This window comes from Shewanella sp. SP1S2-4 (assembly GCF_031932075.1).
Taxonomy (GTDB): domain Bacteria; phylum Pseudomonadota; class Gammaproteobacteria; order Enterobacterales; family Shewanellaceae; genus Shewanella; species Shewanella baltica.
Window position 1 is genome coordinate 197287 of the sequence record NZ_JAUOET010000004.1, and the last position, 25219, is coordinate 222505.

Annotated in this window: 18 protein-coding genes and 1 other RNA gene; 6 read left to right on the forward strand and 13 right to left on the reverse strand. The window is 44.9% G+C overall.

The genetic code is table 11. The features are described from left to right. Positions 1–32 precede the first annotated feature (32 nt). Both aceA and aceB read right to left on the reverse strand, forming a co-directional pair. Positions 33–1358 (reverse strand): isocitrate lyase, encoded by a 1326-nt coding sequence (gene aceA / locus Q4Q52_RS06840; RefSeq protein ID WP_107404095.1) that lies wholly within the window; start codon positions 1356–1358, stop codon positions 33–35. 140 nt (positions 1359–1498) lie between these two features. Then, a complete protein-coding gene (gene aceB, locus Q4Q52_RS06845; RefSeq protein ID WP_106651162.1) occupies positions 1499–3148 on the reverse strand; it encodes a malate synthase A in 1650 nt (549 codons plus the stop codon). 858 nt (positions 3149–4006) lie between these two features. Between aceB and Q4Q52_RS06850 the strand changes: the two genes are divergently transcribed. Next, positions 4007–6469 carry a TonB-dependent receptor domain-containing protein gene (locus Q4Q52_RS06850; protein WP_311990173.1) on the forward strand — a complete coding sequence of 821 codons (2463 nt, stop codon included), beginning with the start codon at positions 4007–4009 and terminating at the stop codon, positions 6467–6469. Positions 6470–6597: 128 nt separating this feature from the next. Here Q4Q52_RS06850 and Q4Q52_RS06855 read toward each other — a convergent pair whose 3' ends face one another. The 4 genes from Q4Q52_RS06855 to Q4Q52_RS06870 all read right to left on the reverse strand — a co-directional run bounded on the left by Q4Q52_RS06855 (position 6598) and on the right by Q4Q52_RS06870 (position 11561). Continuing rightward, positions 6598–8367, reverse strand: coding sequence for a monovalent cation:proton antiporter-2 (CPA2) family protein (locus Q4Q52_RS06855; protein WP_311990174.1), 1770 nt, complete (start codon positions 8365–8367; stop codon positions 6598–6600). Between the two features lie 334 nt (positions 8368–8701). After that, a complete protein-coding gene (locus Q4Q52_RS06860; RefSeq protein ID WP_311990175.1) occupies positions 8702–10447 on the reverse strand; it encodes a GGDEF domain-containing protein in 1746 nt (581 codons plus the stop codon). 48 nt (positions 10448–10495) lie between these two features. Beyond that, positions 10496–10711, reverse strand: coding sequence for a hypothetical protein (locus Q4Q52_RS06865; protein WP_063882706.1), 216 nt, complete (start codon positions 10709–10711; stop codon positions 10496–10498). Between the two features lie 58 nt (positions 10712–10769). Next, the gene (locus Q4Q52_RS06870; protein ID WP_311890085.1) at positions 10770–11561 is read right to left on the reverse strand and encodes an SAM-dependent methyltransferase; all 792 of its coding nucleotides are present in this window, start codon (positions 11559–11561) and stop codon (positions 10770–10772) included. A 417-nt stretch (positions 11562–11978) separates the two neighbouring features. On the opposite strand from Q4Q52_RS06870, the gene Q4Q52_RS06875 reads away from it, so the two are divergent. Continuing rightward, entirely contained in the window at positions 11979–12470 is a 492-nt protein-coding gene (locus Q4Q52_RS06875) for an outer membrane protein assembly factor BamE (protein WP_300477951.1), read from the forward strand. Positions 12471–12584: 114 nt separating this feature from the next. On the opposite strand, the gene Q4Q52_RS06880 is transcribed toward Q4Q52_RS06875, so the two are convergent. Then, a complete protein-coding gene (locus tag Q4Q52_RS06880) occupies positions 12585–12917 on the reverse strand; it encodes an RnfH family protein (RefSeq protein WP_259573956.1) in 333 nt (110 codons plus the stop codon). Then, entirely contained in the window at positions 12907–13344 is a 438-nt protein-coding gene (locus tag Q4Q52_RS06885) for a type II toxin-antitoxin system RatA family toxin (RefSeq protein ID WP_028760728.1), read from the reverse strand. The genes Q4Q52_RS06880 and Q4Q52_RS06885 overlap by 11 nt, the downstream gene beginning before the upstream one ends. A gap of 278 nt (positions 13345–13622) precedes the next feature. Between Q4Q52_RS06885 and smpB the strand changes: the two genes are divergently transcribed. Then, positions 13623–14114, forward strand: coding sequence for an SsrA-binding protein SmpB (gene smpB, locus Q4Q52_RS06890; protein WP_011790147.1), 492 nt, complete (start codon positions 13623–13625; stop codon positions 14112–14114). 71 nt (positions 14115–14185) lie between these two features. Next, positions 14186–14541, forward strand: a transfer-messenger RNA (tmRNA) gene (gene ssrA / locus Q4Q52_RS06895). A gap of 246 nt (positions 14542–14787) precedes the next feature. Here the strand turns inward: ssrA and Q4Q52_RS06900 are convergent. The 3 genes from Q4Q52_RS06900 to Q4Q52_RS06910 form a co-directional block, all read right to left on the reverse strand. Continuing rightward, complete coding sequence (locus Q4Q52_RS06900) at positions 14788–15300, reverse strand: hypothetical protein (protein ID WP_261271868.1); 513 nt, start codon at positions 15298–15300, stop codon at positions 14788–14790. Between the two features lie 112 nt (positions 15301–15412). Continuing rightward, complete coding sequence (locus Q4Q52_RS06905) at positions 15413–16648, reverse strand: DEAD/DEAH box helicase (protein ID WP_311990176.1); 1236 nt, start codon at positions 16646–16648, stop codon at positions 15413–15415. A gap of 155 nt (positions 16649–16803) precedes the next feature. Continuing rightward, positions 16804–19569: an EAL domain-containing protein gene (locus Q4Q52_RS06910; RefSeq protein WP_311990177.1), complete on the reverse strand. Its 2766-nt coding sequence runs from the start codon at positions 19567–19569 to the stop codon at positions 16804–16806. A 536-nt stretch (positions 19570–20105) separates the two neighbouring features. Here Q4Q52_RS06910 and Q4Q52_RS06915 point away from each other — a divergent pair. Continuing rightward, positions 20106–22523, forward strand: a complete 2418-nt coding sequence (locus Q4Q52_RS06915; RefSeq protein WP_311990178.1) for an ATP-binding protein — start codon at positions 20106–20108, stop codon at positions 22521–22523. A gap of 71 nt (positions 22524–22594) precedes the next feature. On the opposite strand, the gene Q4Q52_RS06920 is transcribed toward Q4Q52_RS06915, so the two are convergent. Next, positions 22595–23662, reverse strand: a complete 1068-nt coding sequence (locus Q4Q52_RS06920) for an alkene reductase (protein ID WP_012588232.1) — start codon at positions 23660–23662, stop codon at positions 22595–22597. 133 nt (positions 23663–23795) lie between these two features. Between Q4Q52_RS06920 and Q4Q52_RS06925 the strand changes: the two genes are divergently transcribed. Continuing rightward, positions 23796–24377, forward strand: a complete 582-nt coding sequence (locus Q4Q52_RS06925) for a TetR/AcrR family transcriptional regulator (RefSeq protein WP_311990179.1) — start codon at positions 23796–23798, stop codon at positions 24375–24377. Positions 24378–24768: 391 nt separating this feature from the next. On the opposite strand, the gene Q4Q52_RS06930 is transcribed toward Q4Q52_RS06925, so the two are convergent. Further along, the gene (locus tag Q4Q52_RS06930; protein ID WP_006080825.1) at positions 24769–24993 is read right to left on the reverse strand and encodes a TIGR02922 family protein; all 225 of its coding nucleotides are present in this window, start codon (positions 24991–24993) and stop codon (positions 24769–24771) included. Between the last annotated feature and the right edge of the window lie 226 nt (positions 24994–25219).

Here is a 25219-nt window from a genome sequence, read left to right on the forward strand (position 1 = left end):
CACAATGGATCATCCTAAGCGCTGCTTACTGCTTAAAACTGCTCTTCTTCGGTAGAACCTGTCAGTGCGGTCACTGATGAATGGCCACCTTGAATAACCGTAGTCACTTGGTCGAAATAACCTGTGCCCACTTCCTGTTGATGCGCAACGAAGGTGTAACCTTTCTTCGCAGCAGCAAACTCAACTTCTTGAACTTTTTCAACATAATGCTTCATGCCTTCGCCACGAGCATAGTCGTAAGCGAGGTCGAACATGTTGTACCACATGTTGTGAATGCCGGCTAAAGTGATGAACTGGTACTTGTAGCCCATGTCTGACAATGCTTGTTGGAAGCGCGCGATAGTGGCGTCGTCCAGATTTTTCTTCCAGTTGAACGAAGGCGAACAGTTATACGCCAACAGCTGATCTGGGTATTGAGCATGAATCGCTTCAGCAAAAATCCGCGCTTCTTCAAGATCCGGTTTAGCGGTTTCACACCAAATCAAATCTGCATACGGGGCGTAAGCTAGACCGCGAGAAATCGCTTGGTCAAGACCCGCTTTAACACGGTAGAAACCTTCATTGGTGCGCTCGCCAGTCACGAAATCACGGTCGTATGGGTCGCAATCTGAAGTTAACAAATCGGCCGCGTTAGCATCGGTACGGGCGATAACCAGTGTATCGACACCGCTCACATCCGCCGCTAAACGTGCAGCAACCAGCTTTTGTACCGCTTCTTGGGTTGGCACTAATACTTTGCCGCCCATGTGGCCACATTTCTTCACTGAAGCTAACTGATCTTCAAAGTGAACGCCGGCAGCGCCCGCGTCGATCATCGACTTCATCAGTTCGAAGGCATTTAATACGCCGCCAAAACCCGCTTCTGCGTCAGCAATAATTGGCAGGAAGTAATCAACAAATTTTTCATCTTCTGGATTAACGCCATTGCCCCATTGAATTTGGTCAGCACGACGGAAAGAGTTATTGATACGGGATACCACAGCTGGCACTGAGTTCGCTGGGTATAAAGATTGATCTGGGTACATAGTGCCGGCTAAGTTAGCATCAGCAGCCACTTGCCAACCAGAAAGGTAAATCGCTTCGATACCCGCTTTCGCCTGTTGTACCGCTTGACCGCCCGTTAACGCACCGAGCGAATTCACGTAGCCTTTTTTAGCGCCGCCATTCACCAGTTCCCATAACTTAGCCGCACCACGCTTGGCGATAGTATTCTCAGGCACGATTGAACCGCGAAGTGCAACCACTTCTTCCGCGGTGTAAGGACGACGCACGTTTTTCCAACGTGGGTTTTCTGCCCAATCTCTCTTGATTGCATCAATCTGCTCTTGACGTGAATTCTGAGTCGTTGCCTTAGTCATAGTGTCGCTCCTTTCTCTTTGATGTTGTAGCTATCATGAAACTGCCCCCCAGTTTCACTCTGCTAAATTGTTTGGTTGACGGTAGCCCCGCCACAGCTAAATCTGATTGATATAAAACGGTTCAAGCAAATGGGTTCATCCTAGGCAGTCAGCATTTCGTAACCGGGTAAGGTTAAGAAATCGACCAGCTCGTCGGAGGTGGTAATGTCTTCGAGCAATACCGCCGCTTGGGTGAATTTGCCATGGGTGAATCTGTCGCTACCCACTTCTTTTTTCACGTTCGACAGCTCTTCAACCAACATGTCTTTAAAGAGTTGCTTGGTCACGAGTTTGCCGTTTGACAGCGACTTACCATGTTGGATCCATTGCCAAATTGAGGCTCTAGAAATCTCAGCCGTAGCCGCATCTTCCATTAAGCCGTAAATAGGTACGCAACCGTTGCCGCTGATCCACGCCTCTAAATACTGCAGTGCGATACGAATGTTCAGACGCATCCCCTGTTCGGTGCGCTCACCGTCGCAGGTTTTAAGCAGTTCGCTAGCCAGGATTGGCGCATCGACATCACGGGTAATATGCAATTGATTACAGTGATCTTGGCCTATGTATTCGTTGAAAATACCCATAGCGGTATCGGCAAGACCAGGGTGTGCCACCCAAGTGCCATCGTGGCCGTTACGCGCCTCCAGTTCTTTATCTCGACGGACTCGTTGCAATACCGCTTCGTTCTGAACCGGATCTTTGGCTGGAATAAAGGCCGCCATGCCGCCCATCGCTAACGCACCGCGTTTGTGGCAGGTCTTAATCAAGAGTCTTGAATAAGCGCTTAAGAAAGGCGTATCCATAGTGACGGCTTGGCGATCCGGTAAGACTCGGTCGCTATGACGCTTTAATGTTTTGATATAGCTGAAGATGTAATCCCAGCGACCACAGTTCAGTGCGACGATATTGGAACGCAGCTCGTAGAGGATTTCGTCCATTTCGAACACGGCCGGTAACGTCTCGATCAGGCAAGTACATTTAATCGTGCCCGCTTGCAGACAAAATCTTTCCTCAACAAAAGCAAATACTTTTGCCCACCAGCGCGCTTCAATATGACTTTCTAACTTAGGAATATAAAAGTATGGGCCACTGCCCTTGGCCAAAAGTTGGCGATAGTTGTGGTAGAAATACAGTGCGAAATCAAACAGTGAGCCTGGAATCGCTTTGCCGTTAAACTGCACGTGTTTTTCTTTAAGGTGCAGACCACGAACGCGGCAAATAAGCACTGCCGGATTTGGTCCTAATTTGTAGTGCTTACCTGTGTCCGGTGCTGTGTACTCAATATCACCACGCACGGCATCACGTAGATTGATTTGACCTTCGACGACTTTTTCCCAGCTTGGTGCTAAAGAATCTTCGAAATCGGCCATAAACACTTTGGCATTGGCGTTGAGTGCGTTAATCACCATCTTACGTTCAACGGGACCTGTGATTTCTACGCGGCGGTCAAGCAAGTCATCGGGAATACCACGAATTTGCCATGCACCATCACGAATAGCGCGGGTTTCAGGCAGAAAGTCGGGTAATGAGCCTTTATCGATACGCGCTTGCTTATCTTTACGTTTAGCGAGTAAGGCGGGTACTTCGTCGGCAAATTCACGACAAAGGGATTCGAGTAAGGCGACAGCCCCTTCGGTAAATATGACTTCTTGGCCTGGAATGTCACGACCCACAATATTAAGCGTGGCGTTTGCTGTAGCTTTACCCAGTGTCGAATTCAATTGCTGTTCACTCAAAGTGTGTTCCGTCATCTTGATGCCCTCCCAAGAGGCTCCACTATCACAGGCTTAACGCTGACATATAAAGCAGTAGCATCCCCAATCACCGCTGCTTATAAACTCACCGAAAAACCATCAAATGTTTGTTTCGAACTAAAACTTACCGACAAACGTTTGTATTTGCAACAGTCCAAGATTGACAAAAACGGGCATTAACCTAAGTAAAAACCATGCTAAAATTGGTCTGACCAAGCAACAAATAACAACCTAACACAATGATATTAATTGCATTAAATATTTTAATTACATTTGGAAATTTGAATTAAATGAAACTTGTCAGACAACTTTACCAACCCCCACGCAAAGTAATTATTTACGTAATTAAATTACCAACAGTAAATATATAAATACATCATTTTTACCCTATTAGACCTAAGTAGAAAATACCCAATGTTTTGAACTAACCTAGAGGGAAGCAAGCTTAATCCATATAAATCATAATGATAACCACTGCCACCATCACCATAAATTTAAACGACCGTTTTACTTTGACGTTTACGTAAACGAAATTACGGCCGAGTGTAATACCAGCTAAGCACTAGGTTGCGTTTCCCGATCAACAAGGTGGGATGTGATGGTTAACTCAAAAAATAAATCACTTTTTTATAAAAAAAATGAAACAAATTTGAAATTACAACGGGATGGAGCGTAAAACCGCCCTTTTATGACGCTTCTCTCTTGCTAGAACCCATTACTGGTTTGCTCACAAAGATGCTTTTGCAGCATTTATTGGCAGCACTGCACATTTTGACAATAAATGCTGAAACATTTGTTGCCAACTTAAATGCAAATCATTACTATTCGCGACCTATTTATTTGGGGGAACCATTAATGAAACCATTTCGTTTGTCGCTAACTGCACTCGCCTGCCTTTCTGTTTTATCACAAACCGCACACGCCGAAGCCAACTCGACATCAGCAAATGCTGAAGCCAACGTTGAGCGCATCACGGTTTATGGCAGACAGAACTCAGTAGTGAAGAATTCAGGGCTGGCGACTAAATCCGACATGTCTCTTATGGAAACCCCAGCAGCAGTTGTGATTGTTGACCAAGAGCTGATCGAAACCCAAGGTACAGATAATCTGCAGGACTTGATCCGTAACATCAGTGGCGTGACTCAAGCGGGAAATAACTATGGCATTGGTGACAACATAGTCATCCGTGGTTTAGGCGCAAATTACACCTATGACGGTATGTATGGCGGTGCAGGCCTAGGAAATACATTCAACCCCACGCGCTCTTTAACCAACGTTGAATCCGTTGAGGTATTAAAAGGCCCAGCGACTGGACTCTATGGCATGGGAAGTGCTGGCGGCGTGATCAATCTGATTGAAAAGAAACCGCAGTTTGAGTCAAAGCATAAGTTCAGCGCCGAAATGGGCCAATGGGACACCTACTCCCTTGCTCTGGATAGCACGGGCGGCCTGAGCGATGATGTCGCCTACCGTTTAGTGGCCAAATCTGGCCGCAGTGATGGGTATCGCGATATCGGTACAGACAGAGACGAAATCTATGGCGCCTTAAAATGGGTATTAAGTGATAGCCAAGATTTAATGCTTTCAGGTGCTTACATAAAAGATGCTATTGCCGTTGATTCAATTGGTCACCCGATCCGGATTTACAATGCAGAATCTGTCGGCGGTAAGAGCGCGGGCGAGGTCACGTGGCAAGATCTGGTTAATGATCCCAACGGTAATGGTCTACAACTCACCGATGCACAGCGTCAGCAGTTAGCGGCCTCGTTGTCGGGCGCTGACGGCTTAACCCCCTATTCGTTTGGTGATGCAGGGCTGATTTCACCCATGGCGAAGGACAATGAGGGTGAAGAGTTAAGATTTAAACTGACCCATAATATCTATTTCACTGACAATTTGTTCCTCAATCAACAATTGCAGTATCGCGACTACACGTCAGGTTTCGCCCGCCAAACTGGCGCCTATAACTACGTCTATTGGAAGCGTAACATCAAGATTAAAAACGTACCTACCGACGTGATTAACGAAGAGCCTAGATCGCCTTTAGTTGAAAATGGCGTACTTTATCCTTTTGCTGCAAGACGTCAGGAATACCGTAAAGTCGATGCCGACGAGACTTCGTGGCAGTACTTTGCCGATCTACGTTATGACTTCCAAATTGGTAACATAGACAATGAATTATTGGTCAATGCCAACTATGAAGACCGTAATATTCGCTTCCAGCAATATTCTATCTACGATGCCGATCAAATCTTTAAAAACAAGAAAGGTGAAATTACTTATCAAGGCTCCCTGCCTTATATTTATGACATCCGTAATCCTAATTGGGGCACAGGTAAATTTGAGGACTATGACCCACTCAAGACCGCTAACTACGACAAAAAGGTCAGTGCTTGGGGTCTAGGATTACAACACGTGGGATATTTAGGACATGGCTTCACCACGCGTGTAGGCGTTGCCTTTAACGAGATAAAACAAAGTTATGAACACTTAGGTGTCGATGAACGCTATAGTGCAAGTCAAGCTGCTGCGACGCAGGAAGAGGACACTACGGATAACGGCATCACCTATAATCTAGGTTTAACCTATATGCCGACGGACGACTTATCTTTCTTTTTGAACCACTCTAAGGGGCGGACTGCTTACAGTATATTAGGCACTGTGACCGGCAAAAATACTGACCGTGAAGATTCAGAATCGGTAAGCAATGATCTGGGTATGCGCTTTAAAGCCTTTGATGATCAAATGCTCGCATCATTGGTGCTCTTTAAGAGCTCGCGTACCAATGTGCCCTATACGAATGAAGAATATAAAATAGGTGTATCAGGACCAGAAGTACCCGTGTATTTTTACGACGGAAGTGAAGATACCCAAGGGGTTGAACTCGATCTCAATGCCCACTTAAACGACAGCTGGCGTATCAACCTTAACGGCATGTACCAAGATGCAAGGGATAAACAAAATCCAAGTAGTTTAACCTACAATAGCCGTCAAAAAGGCGTGCCTTATGTCACTGCCAGCGCTTGGGTGACCTATGGCGCCGATTGGTTTAGCTTATCAAGCCCAATCGAATTAAGCCTTGGTGCTAAATTTGTAGATGATCGCAGCACGCACTCGAGCTCATTTGGAATTCCAGACGGTTACGTGCCTAGCTATACTGTCGTCGACTCGGCGGTGAGTTACAGCACTGATTCTTGGAAAATCCAGCTTAATATCAATAATCTATTCAATAAAGACTATTACAGTAAAGCGATGTTCTTAGGCGGTATGCCGGGTGAAGAACGCAACGTCAAACTGCAATACAGCTATAGTTTTTGAGCGCTAAATAGATTTAAGCGCTAAACTGCAGCGCGAAAGTGGATATGTTTCCAACAAAAAAGAGAGCATTTATGCTCTCTTTTGACATCTAAATCCTCAATTGAGAATGGCAAATGATACCCAGCATATTAACTGACATTCTCCCTATCACCGCGCATAAGGGATTCCAACTCTGCCTTACCCTTATTCGATAGATTGATTAACGTCGCTAAATCATTTTGATGAGCTGCGCTCGCAATCACCAGTTTCTTATCATGCTCAGCAAAGATTTTTACCCGCTCGTTGGCTTGTACCTGAGATAGACCTAAACCTTGGAGGATCTTCTCACTGGCCGACAGCGCCGAACCAAAGGTCTCACGAAAGACATCCGTCACCCCAAGGCTCATTAAACGATAAGCATGGTTACGATCCCTTGCCCGCGCGACTATGTGGATATGGGGAAAATGGGTTTTCACTTGCTGGGCGATTTCGATGGAATCCTCAACACTGTCCACGGCCAGCAATAACAAACGCGAGCGCGCGATCCCCGCCGACATCAACATGTCTAAGCGTCTGGCATCACCAAAATAGACCTCACCGCCATATTTGCGAATCACATCCACATGGCTCGCATCCTTATCCAATGCGACAAAAGGGATCCCAGAGGAGGCCAAAATACGCCCGGTTATCTGGCCTACTCGGCCAAAACCGGCAATCACCACTTCCGATTCAGTGACATTAATCGTATCTGGCAGGCGAGTGTCCACCACCTTAGCCTTAGTTGCGCGAAACAGGGTAAACAATATCGGCGTCACCGCCATAGACAAACCAATCGCCAGCACTAACACTTGCGCAATTTTATCGCCGACAATGCCAGATAATTGCGCCTGGGATAACAGCACAAAGGCAAATTCACCGCCTTCAGCAAGGATCAACCCCAACGCAATACTCGGTCGCCATTTGTGGTGCCGAATGCGGCCCAGCACCATCAGCACAAACGTTTTAATCAGCAACATCGCCATTAAAATACATAAGATAAGTAGCGGATCTGATATCAATAATTTCAAATCCATACTCATACCGACCGCCATGAAAAACAGCCCAAGCAATAAGCCTTTAAAGGGTTCGATGTCAGTTTCGAGTTGATGTCGATAACTTGAGTTTGCGAGCATAATACCCGCCAAAAATGCCCCCATACCCGCTGAGAGTCCAAGCCACTCCATTAACTCAGCGCTGCCCATCACGAGCAGTAACGCAAAGGCGGTGAGTACTTCACGCACCCCGCTGCTTGCGACTAACTTAAGGAGTTTTGGCAGTAAGTATTTGCCCACTAACACAAACCCTACTAGGGCTAGACACGTCCAGTACCAAGGCACGGCATGATGTTCAATCTGCGCCGAATTAGGCGCCAAATATGCCGTCAGCAGCAACATGGGGATAACGGCAAGATCTTGCATTAACAAGACACCAAAAGCATCACGCCCGAGTGGGGTTGTGAGCAACCTATGTTCACTCATTAACTGCACAGCAAAGGCTGTCGATGATAAAGATAGCGCGGCGCCAACCACTAAAGCTGCGTCAACAGACAAACCAAAGCCCCAAGCTAAACCACCAATCGCAGCCCATGACAACAACAATTGACCACTGCCTAAACCAAAGATAGCACTGCGAAGTTCCCATAATTTACTTGGATTTAATTCGAGTCCAAGTACAAACAACATCAGCACTACACCTAACTCGGCAAAATGCAACACAGCAGCAGGATCAGAAACTAAGGCCATGCCGCCTGGGCCTAAAATGATGCCAGCACCTAGGTAGGAAAGAATCGGGCCGGCGCCAAAACGTTTACCCAAAGGAACAAAAATAACCGCCGCCAATAAAAATAGCAGCACCGACGTGAGTAAACTCGACTGTTCCATGAAGGCTCCAACGGAAAAAGGAATGCGCAGTGTTCCATATAATAGCCCAGCCGCAGCTAGGCGAATTAGCAACTATGATATCCCATTTATTTATTAACAAGGTCAAGGCAATTCATTAAAAATGAGAAATTTTTGGTACGAAAAACACTTAAGCGTGGAGGAAATCAACTGGAGCAACAAAGCTGAGTAAAAGAGCGTTCAGAGACGCCTTAGACTGTTATCGCATTTTTGTTAGTGGCGGCAAAACGCAAAACGAGAAACAAATGAAGCAACGATAAAAACCAGTAAGGACTTTGCCAACTCAGGATGAGACTAAATGTTCACTCGACTTACATTACACAGAGGGCGATGCGATATGACGCCGTAAATCAGTTGCCTGCTTGTCACATTTTAAGATGTCAGAATAGCGTACTACGGCATTGCGGCCATTGGCCTTAGCGGCATAAAGCGCCATGTCGGCTCGGTGAAATAATGGGTCTAAAATCAGATCATCAGCCATTAAACCGCTCACGCCAAAACTCGCCGTAATGACGAACTTATGTCCTGAATGTTGGGTATCAATGGCCTCGATACGGGCTCGGCACTGCTCTGCCACTTCCATACCTTTCTCTTCATCGGCATAGGGTAATAAAATCGCAAACTCCTCACCGCCGATACGAGCAAAAACATCACCATTTCGGATATGAGATTTAAGGGAATCAACCACCTTTTTAAGCGCCCAATCGCCAGTGCCATGACCAAAAGAATCGTTGATGCGTTTAAAGAAATCTAAATCGAATAAAATGACACAAAAATCCCCGCCGCGGGCCGTGGCTTGCACAAAAAGGTTTTCTCCTAACTCTTGCCCTGCCCCGCGATTCAAAATACCTGTCAATGCATCCATTCTCGCCATACGCATAAACTTGCGCTTCTGCATCTGGCCTACCGCTAACAAAATGCCGAGGAAGAACAGTCCACCCACTAAAATAGTGATAAACATCAGCATATTGGTGTATTCGCGCTCTTTTACCGTTTGCTGGGCGATATAAAGCTCTCGCTCTTTATTGAGTAGATTGATCTCACGCGCCTGTTCATCGGCATTAAATTTAGCGGCCTGATACGCTAACGTTTTCATTTTCGCTTCATCAAACATCAGCTGATTGTAATACTGCTCTTTTTTCGAATACTCATAGGCTTGTTCAAACTGTTTATTCTCAGCATTTAAGCCAGCTAACACTTTAAAGACATTATGCTTTAACTCGGTATAACTAGGTTCATTAGGTAATGACGTAACGAACTTGGCATGCTCGACCGCATTAGCAAATTGCTTCAGTGAAAAATATGCTTCGGCTAACAAAGAATGGACACTATTAATTTCTAATTGAAAGTTAAAAGACTCGTACCCCTTTAGCGCTTTCAAAAGTAAAGCAACTGCAGAGGTGTATTCTTGCAACCTTAACTTAGACTCCCCCATTCCTTTCAATGCAATAAACGAAATCAATGGGAAACCATTAGACTCACAAAAATCGTGTGTGTTCTGGAATTCATCAAATGCCTTGTCATATATTTCAAGCTCTAATTGATAAACTGATAAATACAACTTTGCAGTACAAATATCTTTTACATTATCTGCTGCAGCAAGTGATAGTGCCTTAGCCGCGTAGATCCCGACCTCTTCTTTTATGCCCATTGCAGAGTACAAACTGGCTAAACGTAGATATGCAGCACGTTTGATATCTATATTATCAATTCGATCTATTAATCCTAGACTTTTGCTCATTACAACAAAAGCATCTTTAAAGTTCCTAAGGGCGATGTACGCCGTTGCCTCATAGCTATAGGCAGAAAATAAATAATCGCTATTTTGAACTAAATTTTCTGATTGAATTAAATTATCTAGGGCTTCTTGATATTGACCTGAATAAATAAATGAAGTCCCTTTAAATACTAATAAGCGCCCTTGTTGAAAACGCGTCATATGCTCGAAATCAGCTTCAAGTTCATGGAGCTTAGTAATAGCACTGGGTAGATCGGTATGTTGTAGTTGCTCCAGCTCTGCTAACGCCTCATCAAAATTGATAGTTGCAGCCATTAAGGGCATACAAAATATACCCGAACATAACCACAAAAAAGCGCGCAGGAGTTTCAATTACTCACCGTTACCATGGGAAATAACTAAGTAGGACTGATAATCACCATCGCCACTCAAGCTTTTCAGTTTTTCCATGTCTCCCGACATGACGGCTGCAATTTCTTCATCAGTTAACCCATGGGCACGCATAACGGCCTCAGGATCCTGTTGATACGCTTCCATCAGCTGTGCATCTTGACCCAACTGAGTAAAAAAATCCGATAATGCAGACATACTTTTCCTTATTTAAATAATGACTCCCGAACTCAGCTCAGAAGTACAGCACTCGCAATTAACCTAAGTCTTCAGGTCTAATGCCTAATTTAGTTAAAATAGCATAGTTGTATTCGAGTTTTTTTGCTGGCGGGATCAGTAAAGTACTGATCGGAGACAAGTTTGCCTCAGGCAGCTTACTCAATGGCAAATACTCAATTCTAGGGGCTTGAACTGGCAGATTAGCAGCTTCGTAGATCACCACTTGATGATCTCGCGGATACCATTGATGCAGTTGTTCAACCAAAATCTGCAGCCTGTCACTCGTAGTATGGAACTGAGTTAAGGTATGTTCACCAGCAATCGCAATTTGCCATAACAATAAATGGGTTGTCGCATCGGGCACATGATTAAAAAACATAAACTGGCTAGCTTCAAAGCTTTGATGCCCAGAGCTGCCGGGGTCGATACCTAAATCTGCCCATAAACACGCCTCGGCCGAAATCCCCGGCTCCATCTTCGCTGAAAACCCTTCTGCCCTAGCCCGCGTAATCGCCATATGGGAAACACAGGCAAAAATTCCTGGATGACCATAAAGCGCACAAACGGTTTTCTTGCCAGCCCTCACAGCCTCCAATATAGCATTAACCATTTGTTCATAGGTTTCTCGGCGATTTTTCACTTCGCCATTTTGAGCATAAAACGACTGTAAATTGATGACATTGGGATTAATGTTCTGGATCCAACACTGGGAAAAACCATCGGGCAGGAGTGAAAACACCACATCGGCATGTTCAATATAACTGCGACTCATCACACAGATTTGTCCAGCCAGCTGCAAGCCCGTGCCTACACAAACTAATGACCCCAAAGCATCTATCCCAATACTTTATTTCAAACACTGCGAACTCATAACTAAAGCCACAGTACAAGAACATAATAAAAAAATATCGGTAACTTTAATCTGATTTAAGCAAGATTACTATGTTTATCGCCACACAAACTGTTTATCGACTTACTGACTAATTGCTTGGCTTTAAAGAAAAAATCTGGCCCTCATTTCCTTTTATACAATCCTGTCAGCACGCTTAAGAGGCTAAAAACACCTCCACAGTTGCCACGTGACTTCCAGTAATAAATATCCTTAAAGATTGAGAACTAAAGCAAATATCGCGGGTCGAAAAGTCACACAATTCGATCTATGACGGCAGCAAAGCCCGATTGCCCTTGTCATGAGGGGGAATGCTTGGGTATTATGGCCGCCAGATTTTCAGAAGTAGCGCATACAATGATCAATAAAAAGCAAAGTCTTACCCTGCTGAGCGCTGTGGCGCTCTCTGTTTCGCTCAGTGCTTGTAGTGTGTTCGATTGGTTGATTTATAAGCCCGACATTCCACAGGGTAACTACATGGAACCGCAACAAGTTGAAAAGTTGCGCATTGACATGACCAAAGAACAAGCCGAATACATTCTCGGCCGTCCGGTTTTACGCGATAGTTTCGCCGACGATACTTGGTACTATGTGTATCACTACAAGAGTGGACGCGATGCCAGCATTACGCATAAAGAACTCATTTTGCACTTTACGGGTGATAAACTGACCGCAGTGAATGGTGATTATGAGCTAAGCAAAGAATTTGATACGCCACTCGAGCAAAGTAGTTTACCTACGGGGAATAAAACTGAGCTAGTGCCACAAATTCCTGCACAGCGTCCCGATGCCAAGCCCTTAGTAAAAGAAAACCAAGCAGAAGCGCAGGTTCAAAAACCAATTAAGTAATATCCTAAACTTTGCTTATGCTCTTCTCAGTCAAATGAAATACAAAAAGCGCCTAAGGGCGCTTTTTTATTGAGCAATGATGGCAAACTGATATCAGTCTTTATAGCAATCCTATTAAGCTCGTCCGCCCGTCACTTTATTCGCGCGGCCTTCATCTTTAGCTTTATCCGCACGGCGGCGACGCACATCCTTAGGATCAGCAATCAAAGGACGATAAATCTCAACCCTTTGGCCTGGTAAAATCACTTGGTCATGTTTGACCACATTACTAAACACACCCAGCTTAACCGTGTCTAAATCGATCTCAGGGAAAAAGCTCACTATGTTACTTAAACGCACCACCTCTATCGCTGACGTGCCAGGATTCACATTCACCGAAATCACTTTTTGCTGTGTAGGTAAGGCGTAAACCACATCAACTACAAACTTATCTGTCTCATTTATCACTGTAAATTACCTTAGCGCGACTCGTAAATGCCGTCACCATTGATACCATAAGATCATTAAACACTTTACCAAAGGCCATATCGGCTAACGAGCTTGAAAACTCAAAACTCAGCTCAAATTCTACCTTGCAGGCCTCTTCAGTCAGCTCAGTAAAACGCCACTGCCCCAATAAATGCTTAAAGGGTCCATTTTCCAATGTTAAATCAATACTCTTACCAGGAACCACTTGGTTGCGAGTCGTAAAGGTCTTACGGATCCCCGCTTTACTCACATCCACAGATGCCAGCATAGTTTTGCCGTCAAATTCTAAGACTTTGCCACCCACACAACCGGGTAAAAACTCTTTATACGACTCGACATCATTCACTAAGTCATACATTTGCATCGCACTAAAACGGACTAACACACTTCGAGAAATTTGCGGCATAGGACTTAGCACTCTTCACTAACGACTTCACAACGACCTAAACAAGCTCGTACGCACAAAAAGAACGCACGCAAGATAAACAACTTAGGCAAGCAATCAAAATTTGCACGGATTTTATCACGATACGTAAAAAACGCACCCCTTGTGCACTTAGGTTGATACTCAACAGCCTAATCGCGTTCAAAAAAACAGCAACAACGCGATAGAGGCTTGAAATTAGCTAAATAAAACCTTATATCAATACCAAATTGATTAACCGTGCGTATAATGGCGCCACTATGGTAAAGAAAAAATCAAGCAAAGCCGCGCCTGCGACTATCGCACGTAATAAGCGCGCAACCTTCGAATACCGTTTCGAAGAGAAAATGGAAGCTGGCCTATCCCTCATGGGATGGGAAGTTAAATCTATTCGTATGGGTAAGGTCAACTTGTCTGACTGTTACGTATTCCTGAAAAATGGCGAAGCCTTTATGCATGGCTGCACCATTATTCCCTTGAATACGGCCTCGACACACGTTGTCTGCGACCCACTACGCTTAAAAAAATTGCTACTCAGCCGTAAAGAGCTAGATAAACTAGCGGGCTTAGTTGAGCGCCAAGGCTACTCTATCATTCCTATCTCAATGTACTGGCGTAAAGGTGCATGGGTAAAAGTGGAAATTGGCCTAGGTAAAGGTAAGAAAGATCACGATAAGCGCGAAGATACTAAAGCGCGTGAATGGGAAGTTGAAAAAGCCCGTGTGATGAAAAAAGAAAAAACGCACGGATAATGAACAAACGATTGAACTTGAAGCAAATGATGCTAGGTAATCATTATGCTACGGGTTACAATCAAATTCTTGGGGGCGATTCTGGATTCGACAGGATTCACGAAACCCTGGGAGCATGCCGAGGGGCGGTTGGCCTCGTAAAAAGCCGCAAAGTTATAGTTGCAAACGACGATAACTACGCTCTAGCAGCTTAGGCTAGCTAGCCATCTGACACAGGTCTCTCAAATGGGCAGTGTATACAGATGGTCATCTTACATTTGATAGCGAGGGAACTCCGTCCGGGGGTGAACCGCGAAATAGTACCGGACTCGCCCGATGAAATCCTGTCTTTCGGAGTTTATTCGGGTTAATTAAAAGAGAGACTAAGCATGTAGTGCCTTGGATGTAGGTGTTCTGGACGCGGGTTCAAGTCCCGCCGCCTCCACCAATTTTACCAGAAGGGCTTAACCGCAAGGTTAAGCCCTTTTTGTTTGCTCTGCTCATGGAACGCAGTTTGAGATTTTATTTCCACAATTAAGCTTTGCTAGCTCGGATGGTTTGAGATTTTCTAGCTTGGGTAGTTTGAGAATGAGATATAACTCAGATCACCTGCTTGGACTTGACCATCTAAGACATACGCATTGCTGCTAACGATTGGCTCCGCCATCACTAAAACCTATGAAAACGGCAAAAATCAGTACGAGAAGAGTAATACAGCAAGTGCGATTGAAATCGAAATAGAAATTAAACCAATGATTAAATGTATATATCTAGATAGGAATTTGTTTTCAATCGCTTCTTCAGGGCAATTGATTGGAACACATAAACTGATCTTGTCACCGATTTGAGGTCCAAACCGAGTGTAAGCTTGTTCGTCATAATTAATCAGAGTTCCTCTTGTATAACGCTTTCCTTGCCAAAAATATTCTACAACCGGATTAATGAAAATTTGTTGGTACCTGAAGTGCTCATGTTCTGGGCTGTATCTGGTATTTTCATCCAGTGAAATAATAGTCCCTTCAACGATATCGTATGTTAAAAATTGATCCTCTCTAAATCTCAATATTCCACCAATCCCGATGAGACCAAGGGTCAATGAGAACCAAGAGAATAAAATATGTCCTCCTATATCCTCAAAGACAAATGCAGCGATGATCACGGAAGGAATAGACAAGATAAAAACCAAAAACAGCATCAATCGCTTCATACAACACCCAAAAAAACAATTCAAAAAGGCCGAATCCTATTAAAACGCTAACTGACGGTGAAACGATAAACATGATTAACTTTACACCGCTACACAAACTCCTATAAAAAAATTAACGCTTCTTACCGCCCAGAGCGCGCTTTTTGGCACGTTGTTTTTGGGCCGCTTTGCCGTTACGCCTTGGTTCAGTGTCCATTTTATCAAAGTCGGGTTCAAAACCGGGCAACCATTGTTGTGGTAAACGCTTGTCTAATACAACTTCGACTTCTTCCAGTAATAGGGCGTCCTCTTGGCTAAAAAGGGTGATCGCAAGCCCTGCACTGCCCGCTCGACCTGTGCGGCCGATACGATGAATATAATCCTGCGCGATAAAAGGCAGCTCAAAGTTAATCACGTATTTGAGCTCGACGATATCTAGGCCTCGGGCGGCGACATCCGTGGCCACTAGCACTTGGATCTTGCCTTGTTTAAATTCCTGTAAGACTTTCTCGCGTGCACCTTGGGACAAGTCACCGTGAAACGCCTGAGTAATAATATCGGCTTTATTGAGTTGCTGAACCAGTTTATCTACGCCTTGCTTAGTCCGACTAAAAATCAGCACTTGATGCCAGTTTTTACTGCGTACCAGATGGCTGACGAGTTCGGTTTTACGGTCGGCATCGACGGCATAAACCACTTGCTCAATTTCGGCAGCGGTCGTGTTGCGCTTGGCTACTTCAATCAACTTGGGATCGTGCAGTAAGGTTTTACTTAAGCTAAAGATGGCGGCATCTAAGGTGGCAGAAAATAATAACGTTTGTCTGTCACTCGGCACTTGCTTGAGCACGGCTTGAATTTCATCCATAAAGCCCATGTCGAGCATACGGTCGGCTTCATCAAACACAAGCACGCTCAATTGCTTAAGACTCAATGCGCCTTGCCTGAGGTGATCGAGTAAACGGCCCGGCGTAGCGATTAACACATCTATCCCTGCATTAAACACGACAACCTGCGCATCGATACTCACGCCGCCGTAGGCGATGCCGACACGGATATCGGTCCCTTTAGCGTACTTAACAAAACTCTGTTGTACCTGCACTGCCAGCTCACGTGTCGGCACTAAGACTAATGCGCGTACGGGTCTCACCGCAGTTAACTCTTGCAAAGGGCTGAGTGCCAACAAATGATGCAAGATTGGCAAGGCGAATGCTGCGGTTTTGCCTGTGCCCGTATGGGCGCCAGCCATCACATCCCGTTTCGCCAAGATGGTAGGGATCGCTTCTAGCTGGATAGGCGTTGGCGACTCATAGCCAAGGCTCGCTAAGGTATTCACTAATGTGGAGTTTAAGGATAAGACACTAAAAGACATTGCGGTTAACCACTGAAAATAATGACCAGAATTTTAGCAGACACAAACCCAAGCGACTAGCGCCATAGCGCTAGCCCTGTGGTTCTATCGGGTGAAACTAAATCAATTTCAGGATAGTTAGCCTTAACATAAGTCAGTCTCGCAATACGCCAGCATCACGATAGAAATGCGTCGAGATCTTCTGGTAGTTGCGGACGACTAAAGAGATAACCTTGGGCTTGATCGCACTGATTTTGTTGCAGAAAATCGGCTTGTTCTTTGGTTTCCACTCCTTCAGCGATAATGTCGAGCTTCAACGCATGTCCAAGCGCAATCACAGCTTTAGCAATCGCAGTATTGTTAGTGTCGAAGGGAATATCCCGCACGAAGGATTGGTCAATCTTCAGCTTATGAATAGGTAATTTTTTCAAATAATTCAGCGATGAATAACCGGTTCCAAAGTCATCGACAGATAATTCGATGCCCAAATCGCCAAGTAACTTTAAGTCACGGATAGCAAGATCGGGATTTTGCATCATCACACTTTCGGTCACTTCAAGCTCTAAGTGTTTGGCGGGCAAGCCCGTTTCAGCTAAGACACGTTTTACATCATCCACAAAGGAACTACGCTGTAACTGTTGTCCGGCCACGTTCACTGCAATGCGGCCAAAGTGTTTACCTTCACTAAGCCAACGCATGCCCTGACGACAGGCGGTTTCTAACACCCATAAACCGATCTCATGGATAAGACCAATTTTTTCAGCCACGGGTATAAATACTGCGGGTGAAATTAAACCCAGTTGAGGATCGTGCCAACGCAGCAGCGCTTCAAATCCCACGGTTTTTCGAGACACTAAGTCGAGTTTTGGCTGGTACATCAAGTACAAGGCATTTTGCTCAATCGCGCCATAGAGAGCACTTTGCAGCTTAAGATGTTCAAAAGACTGTTGCGTTAAGGACTCAGTGTAAAAAGCGTAATTATTACGGCCATCATTTTTTGCACGATACATGGCCGCATCGGCGTTACGCAGTAGAGTGTCCGCATCGGTTCCATCATTTGGATACAAAGACACGCCCATGCTCGCGGTCAAACGCAAGTGGTCGCCTGTGCTCACAATAAAAGGTTGTTCAAATACTTGGCGTAATTGATTAATGGCAACCGTGGCATCTTCGTTATTGTCGATCCCCGAAATTAACGCCACAAACTCATCGCCACCAATCCGCGATAACACATCCTGATCGCCTACTTGGCTGCGTAAACGCTTGGCAAGCTCGACCAGCATTTCATCACCTATGCTATGGCCAAAACTGTCGTTGATATGCTTAAACAAATCGACATCAATCATCACTGTCGCTAACTGCAAATTCAGCCGCTTAGCTTGCCGTACTTCTTGTTTGAGCTGCATCATAAACTTCATGCGATTAGGCAAATGCGTTAGCGGGTCAAAATACGCTAAGTGCGTGAGTTGCGCTTCATTCTCTTTTTGGGCAGAAATATCGGCAAACACAGCGACAAAATAACGCACATCACCGACTTCATCATAAATCGTACTTATGGTGATATTTTGCGGGAAAATAGTGCCGTTTTTACGCCGATTCCAAATCTCACCGTTCCACTTACCGTTAGCTAACAGGGCATTCCACAGTTTGTCGAAGAATGCTTTATCATGGCGACCCGAGCTAAAAATCCGTGGATTCTGACCTAGCAGCTCTTCCCTCACATAACCTGTGATCTCAAAAAATGCGCCATTTACGTCGGTGATATTGCCGTGTCTGTCGGTCACAACCACGCCTTCGACCGAGTTTTTAAATACATTGGTCGCCAGTGTCAGTTGTTCTTCAACCGCTTTATGCTTGGAAATATTGCGAGTCATACCGATAACGCCCACAAACTCACCTTGGGTATTTAAGGTTGGGAGTTTGAGCGTTTCTAACCAAAGATGATTTTTAGCTTCATTGCCGTCTAAACACTCAGCGACAATAATTGGCATACCAGACTCGATAGCGAGCCTATCCCCCTCTAGGAAAATATCCGCAATATCTTCACCAAAGAGTTCGACATCGGATTTACCGACAATCTCACTGCGGGGCATTTCCCATGCTTTCTCGACGCTGCGATTACAGAGTGTATAAATGCCAGCGGCATTTTTCATCCAAATATGTTCTTCAAAACTATCAATAAATGTTTGTAAATCGACCGTATCGACACACCTTGGCGTACCTCGGCTTAATGCTTCAGCCGCACTGTGTTGGCTCAATATCTCGCCTAACTGGCGTTGAATGCTATCGCTGATAAGCTTTGCAAGCTGCAGCGTTTTCGAATCTACGCCGTGCGCCTCGTTGTGATAAAAACATAAAAAGCCAAAATTTGCCCCAGATGGCCAAGCGAGGGATAAACAAATCACGCTGCCGATTGCGCTACAAGTGCGCCAATCTGAGTGCTGCCGAGTATCTATGATCAATTGCGACTGACTGACCAGCTCAGTTAACTCTGACACAGATAATGACGTAGTGATTTGATAGTGACCTAATCGAGGCAATACCGAAATCGGCTCGGTTGGGCTGACCAACTTCTCTTGGGCTAATTGGGCATCAACGGAAGTTTCAACAGCATCTGAAGGACTGGAAGTGAGTTCTGATGTCGTCGTTTTTGATGGAGTGGCTGTTGATGGAGTGGCTTTGGACTGTGTAGCGGTTGATGACGTAGTAGCTGATAATGTTGCACTAGGTAGGGTTTTCGCCGAGTGATTGCCGCTTAAATGACAGAGTATTGCCTGGATTTCACTGTCAGCCGCAGAATCTGAACTTAACATACTGCTAAGTTCACCCGCAGCATTCCATGCTATTAATGTCGCTTTACTGTTCGATATCTCGGCAACCAAGTTTACATCTTTCAACCAGTTATCAAGATCTTGCTGCGAAATAGGTACATCTATCATCATCTTGCCAACTAATACTTAGTTACTGCTCAATCGACCCACGGCAAAAAACACCATAAGACCCCAAACGCATGCTCAAATTAGCCCCAAAGGGAAAGCGTTAATCAAGCGGTAAAACATCATAAAATTTTACTTTTAACATCAATCCACTACATCTCAATTGGCGCGAGTCTTAGATCGCAAACCGTCCTCATCATAACCACCTTTTAAGGCTGGAGAGGTCAAACCATCAAGGTTAGAGGGATGTTTCTAGCCGACTCTTTCTAGACTACTTTAACGTGTCCTTACACAGTTAAGCACTGCTGACATACACTTTGCTACTTTAGCACAAAATTTTCGAGTCAGTATTGGGATAAGTTTATTGCGTAACAATTAGTTAGACTTAACCGATTAAGCCTGACCGCAGTGCTACAGCACTTTATTAGCAGCAGATAACTATCCCTAAAGGCATAAATCAGCAATAACAGAGTTTTGATTGACAAAAATGCTATCTTATTGTCTACAATGGAAATAATAAGGCTGAAAAAACAAGGATATTTATGCCCACTGACGTCGTATCAAGCCAAGCCACCCTACTCGACAGTAAACAACTGTATCGCATTTGCGAACTCGACCAATTAAGCACAGATTGCCAGTCCACAGCCGAGCTCACTCCACTTGATGATATTGTCGGCCAAGAACGTGCCCAGCAAGCGGTAGAGTTTGCGATGGGGATTAAAGAAAAGGGCTATAACATTTACGCCATCGGCCAGAACGGTCTAGGCAAACGGACCATGATGCTGCGTTATTTAAGCCGTCACGAGCCAAGCGATCACACGCTATACGACTGGTGCTACGTGGTTAATTTCGATGATACTCGCTGCCCTAAAGTCCTTAAACTCGCTGCTGGTACTGGGCTTGAATTCAAAAAAGCCGTCGAAAAGTTGATGCTTAAACTTGTCAAAGCTATGCCTTTAGCCTTTGATAATGAAATGTATTATGCCCGCACCGAAAAGCTAAAAAGCCAGTTGGCACAGAAGCAAGAAGTCGCACTCACTGAATTAACCGAAGAAGCAAAACAAAAGGGCATCAGCCTCAGCTTGACCATGCAGGGCGACTATCAAATGGTCGCGCTCAATGGAGAAGAACCCCATGACGAAGCCTCATTCGACGCCTTGACCGATACTGAGCGCAGTCAATTTGAAAGCAATATCAACGGTCTAGAAGTGAAACTGCGCGGGATTATTCGCCAAATCACAGAATGGGAAGAAGAATTTAGCGACAAGCAGCAAGAGCATGACGAGCAAGTCGCCAAAGAAGTGTTAATCCATTTTATTAAACCACTCAAAGATAAGTTCAAGCACCAACCCGAAGCGCGCACTTTCTTAACCGGTATGCAGGCGGATATCTTAGATAACCTAGATATTTTCTTAGAAGAAAGTGAAGAACAATTAGGCCTAGCTTATGCTTCCTTAGAAAAGAAAATGCCCCGCCGCTATCAAGTTAACGTTTTGGTCGGCCAAGGCACTCAAAGATTCCCCATAGTCGTTGAAGAAAGCCCGAGTTATCACAGCCTATTTGGCTATGTGGAAAACGCCACCTTCAGAGGTACAGTGTTCACCGACTTCTCGCTTATCCGTCCCGGCAGCCTGCACAAGGCGAATGGCGGCGTATTATTGATGGATGCCGTTAAAGTATTAGAGCGCCCTTACGTGTGGGACGGACTAAAGCGCGCACTGCGTTCACGCAAACTGGATTTAAGCTCACTCGAACGGGAAGTGTCTCTATCGGGAACGATTTCCTTGGCACCTGAGCCTATCCCATTAGATGTGAAAATCATTCTGTTTGGCGATCACGAAACTTATCAGCTGTTACAGCACTATGATCCTGACTTCAGTGAGTTATTCCGCGTTACCGCCGATTTTGAAGATGTGATGGACAGAACCGCAACCTCAGAGGCGCACTATGCCCGCTTTATTTCGAGCATAGTCCACGACAACAACATGCTGCACTGCGACCGTGCGGCTATAGCACGCATCATAGAATACAGCTCGCGGGAGGCCGAAGATCAGCAAAAACTGTCGCTACACTCGGCCAATATTGCCAACCTGCTGCGGGAATCAAACTACTGCGCTAAATCGGCAGGCAGTCTGCACATTTTAGTACCCCATGTTGAACAAGCACTGCGAAATCAAGAGCAAAGGGTATCACGTCTGCACGACAACATAATGCAGAGCTTTACCAACGGCACCACCTTGATCAGCACTCAAGGCAAAGTGGTTGGGCAAATCAATGCCTTATCCGTCATTTCGACCTCAGATCATCAGTTTGGTATGCCCAATCGCATCACAGCAACCACAGCCTTTGGTAAAGGTGAAGTGATGGATATCGAACACAGAGTCAAACTAGGGGGGCGAATTCACTCTAAGGGCGTGTTGATCTTAACCGCTTATTTAGCCTCAGTGTTAGGTAAAACAGCGCAAATCCCGCTCACCACTTACCTCACCTTCGAGCAATCTTACAGCGGCGTGGACGGCGATAGCGCCTCAATGGCCGAATGTTGCGCCATTATCTCGGCCATTAGCGAGCAAGCACTAAGGCAAGATATTGCCATCACAGGTTCGATGAACCAGTTTGGTGAGGCTCAGCCCATTGGCGGTGTGAATGAGAAGATTGAAGGCTTCTTTGATGTGTGCAAAATTAAAGGCCGTACGTCAGATCAAGGGGTGATTATTCCTGCTTCGAACATGGCTAACCTTATGCTACGTAAAGACATTGTCGATGCAGTGGCGCAAGGTGAGTTCCACATTTGGGCCATTACCCATGTGACTCAAGCCATGGAGTTGCTGCTTGGTAAAACCGCAGGCAGTTTGTCGCAAACGGCCACGCCTAGCCAAGGACAATATTCTCCCGAGAGCATTTTCGGCATCGCCCAGCAAAAGCTCACCGCACTTAGATCCTTAGTTAAAGCGGATTAAATCTAGGACGAGAGAGGCAAAAAAAGGGTTAGCCAATGCTAACCCTTTCTTTATTCAGCTATTAAGTGAAATTACACTAAGCTTGCTAGCATTTCGTCGCTGTAAGGTACAAGTTCAACGCCATCACGCACGCGAGCAACATAGTCAGGGTTAGCAATGAATGGACGACCGATAGCAATCAAATCGAACTTATTCGCTGCAATCGCTTCACTGGCAGTTTCAGCGCTGTAGCTTCCAACTCCCACTAAGGTTTTGCCATAGTGTGCGCGCACATAGCTTGAAGCTCTGCCGCCAAGATAGTCGAATTCCATACTGTCATCGAAAATCCCAATATGCACAAAGGCGATATCGCGTGACTCTAGTTCCGGCAAGAAGTAATCAAACACTTCGCGGTCACGGCTATCGGCCGCCATATTGAAATAAGCCCCAGGTGAAATCCGTAGACCAGTTCTGTCTTTGCCGATACGAGCCACTACAGCATCGACAACTTCAAGCGCAAAACGGGACATATTGGCTGGCGTGCCACCGTATTCATCGGTGCGGCGATTGCTGTCATGATGTAAGAAAGTATCAATTAAATAACCATTTGCACCGTGAATCTCAACGCCATCAAAGCCAGCTTCAATGGCATTTTCCGCCGCTTTGGCGTAATCACGCACTAGGCCTTGAATATCCTCGAGTGTGGCTGGTTTTGGCGTGACATAAGTTAGCTCACGCATTCTTGGCACGCTGCCTTCAATCTTCTGTGCTGATGCCGCAAGTACATCGCCACCACCGAAAAAGTGTGGATGAGCAACACGGCCCGTATGCCATAACTGCACAAAAATCTTACCGCCTTTAGCATGTACTGCATCGGTCACTTTACGCCAGCCAGCAATTTGCGCTTGAGTAAAAATACCTGGGGTATTTGGATAACCTTGGGCATCGGGACGAATAATCGTTGCCTCAGTAATGATCAAACCCGCTTCAGCACGGCGTGCATAATAGGCAACCATGTCATCGGTCGGCACTAAGTCGGCATCGGCCATACAACGGGTCAAAGGTGCCATTAAGAAACGATTGTTTAAGGTAATAGTGTCATTAAGCGAGTAGGTTTCGAACAGATTTGCCAAGGAATTTGGCGTGGTTTGTGTGGTCATTTTCTCAGTCCCATTCTTGAATATGTATTCAAGATATTATTATTTGAACGATCATTCAAGTTAATTTTTGAATGTTCGTTCAAAATTAGGTAGAATTCGGCCTAAGCGTTTCTATACAAGTGAATTAAATTCGATGCGTAATGCAGAGTTCGACCGAGAACAGGTACTTCGCGGCGCGATGGCCGCCTTCATGCACAAGGGTTACACCAAAACAAGCATGCAAGATCTAACTCAAGCCACGGGATTACATCCGGGGTCGATTTACTGCGCTTTTACCAATAAACGCGGATTACTAATCGCGGCCATTGATCAATATCAACTCGACAGAAATGCGCAGTTCAACAGCCATTTCGCTAAAAGCGAAAATGTACTAACGAACTTAAAAACTTATTTAGATCATATTGTTGCCGAATGCCTAAGTTGTGATAGCGCCCAAGCTTGTTTATTGACGAAGGCATTAAATGAAGTGGCTGAGCAAGATGTTGAGATTAGAGATATCATCAATCAGTATCTGCAATCTTGGCAGCAAGCGCTAACGCAGCAATTTATCAGCGCAGCCAAGCAAGGACTGCTAGAAGGTCATCGCAGCGACGAGCAAAGAGCCCAATATTTTATGATGGGAATTTATGGTTTAAGAACCTTCGCTCACACCCATCCAAATGCCGAAACCCTTCAACATCTTGCCGATCGATTGCTGACTGAAGTCTGCCATTAAAGGCATTTTAATCTGTTCAGTGACGAATCTCTGGGCGACAAAATCGACAGAGTGTAGATAGTCTTTAGACAATATAGTGTTTAGCGAGATGCCGCAGTATTGGTGTCCATTGCTCAGATATTGTTGAATGTCGAATTATTGGGTGTGATGCTATCGAAGGTGGTGTTATTCAAGTCGATATAAGCGTCACTATCTCCTTGAATTCAAGCCGATAAAGCGCAGTAAATACGTTCTGTACATTATTAAATAAGATTAAAAGAAGTATTGCAGAGAAAGTCGAGACGATAATTCAACAAGGCGATTATGCGTCCCAAAGGTGAGTATTTTTTGAAATATTAATCTATTGAATGTTAATTTTTTAATTATAACATTTTGAAATTATAAGCTAATTTCAACCTATATTAGCCTGAGCAAATACCCGCTCGCCCAATGAATTCAGTATCTTACATTCACCTTCAAGTACGGCAATGATCGATTTTCCCTTACGAAAACTTGCAGGTATCATCACACGCCCAGCTTCACTCACAGGCAAATTAGCTAGCACAGAATTGTGCATAATTAAGCCTACGGGCGCGTCATAATATAAAACAGTAACAGTCGCTTGATTTGCTTGCATCACATTTAACTCACATTAAGCAGCGTCTGCTGCGTTATATTTACGTAGCAAGAGAGCTCCCTGTCCTCTACATCTTAAAATATCCCCAAAGATATTTTAACCATTTTTAAATCAACTAATTAAGGTCTTATTCAAATTTTATATTTTTATTATGGCGTACAGAACTGTATCAAACTGTGCACCTTGAGCTATTTAAGCACTTCAGCAAAAAGATGCCAATCTATTT

Coding starts and splice junctions, on each gene's coding strand:
- aceA (WP_107404095.1), bottom strand. CDS start 1,358: ATGACTAAGGCAACGACTCAGAATTCACGTCAAGAGCAGATTGATGCA.
- aceB (WP_106651162.1), bottom strand. CDS start 3,148: ATGACGGAACACACTTTGAGTGAACAGCAATTGAATTCGACACTGGGT.
- Q4Q52_RS06850 (WP_311990173.1), top strand. CDS start 4,007: ATGAAACCATTTCGTTTGTCGCTAACTGCACTCGCCTGCCTTTCTGTT.
- Q4Q52_RS06855 (WP_311990174.1), bottom strand. CDS start 8,367: ATGGAACAGTCGAGTTTACTCACGTCGGTGCTGCTATTTTTATTGGCG.
- Q4Q52_RS06860 (WP_311990175.1), bottom strand. CDS start 10,447: ATGCCCTTAATGGCTGCAACTATCAATTTTGATGAGGCGTTAGCAGAG.
- Q4Q52_RS06865 (WP_063882706.1), bottom strand. CDS start 10,711: ATGTCTGCATTATCGGATTTTTTTACTCAGTTGGGTCAAGATGCACAG.
- Q4Q52_RS06875 (WP_300477951.1), top strand. CDS start 11,979: ATGATCAATAAAAAGCAAAGTCTTACCCTGCTGAGCGCTGTGGCGCTC.
- Q4Q52_RS06885 (WP_028760728.1), bottom strand. CDS start 13,344: ATGCCGCAAATTTCTCGAAGTGTGTTAGTCCGTTTTAGTGCGATGCAA.
- smpB (WP_011790147.1), top strand. CDS start 13,623: ATGGTAAAGAAAAAATCAAGCAAAGCCGCGCCTGCGACTATCGCACGT.
- Q4Q52_RS06900 (WP_261271868.1), bottom strand. CDS start 15,300: ATGAAGCGATTGATGCTGTTTTTGGTTTTTATCTTGTCTATTCCTTCC.
- Q4Q52_RS06905 (WP_311990176.1), bottom strand. CDS start 16,648: ATGTCTTTTAGTGTCTTATCCTTAAACTCCACATTAGTGAATACCTTA.
- Q4Q52_RS06910 (WP_311990177.1), bottom strand. CDS start 19,569: ATGATGATAGATGTACCTATTTCGCAGCAAGATCTTGATAACTGGTTG.
- Q4Q52_RS06915 (WP_311990178.1), top strand. CDS start 20,106: ATGCCCACTGACGTCGTATCAAGCCAAGCCACCCTACTCGACAGTAAA.
- Q4Q52_RS06920 (WP_012588232.1), bottom strand. CDS start 23,662: ATGACCACACAAACCACGCCAAATTCCTTGGCAAATCTGTTCGAAACC.
- Q4Q52_RS06925 (WP_311990179.1), top strand. CDS start 23,796: ATGCGTAATGCAGAGTTCGACCGAGAACAGGTACTTCGCGGCGCGATG.
- Q4Q52_RS06930 (WP_006080825.1), bottom strand. CDS start 24,993: ATGCAAGCAAATCAAGCGACTGTTACTGTTTTATATTATGACGCGCCC.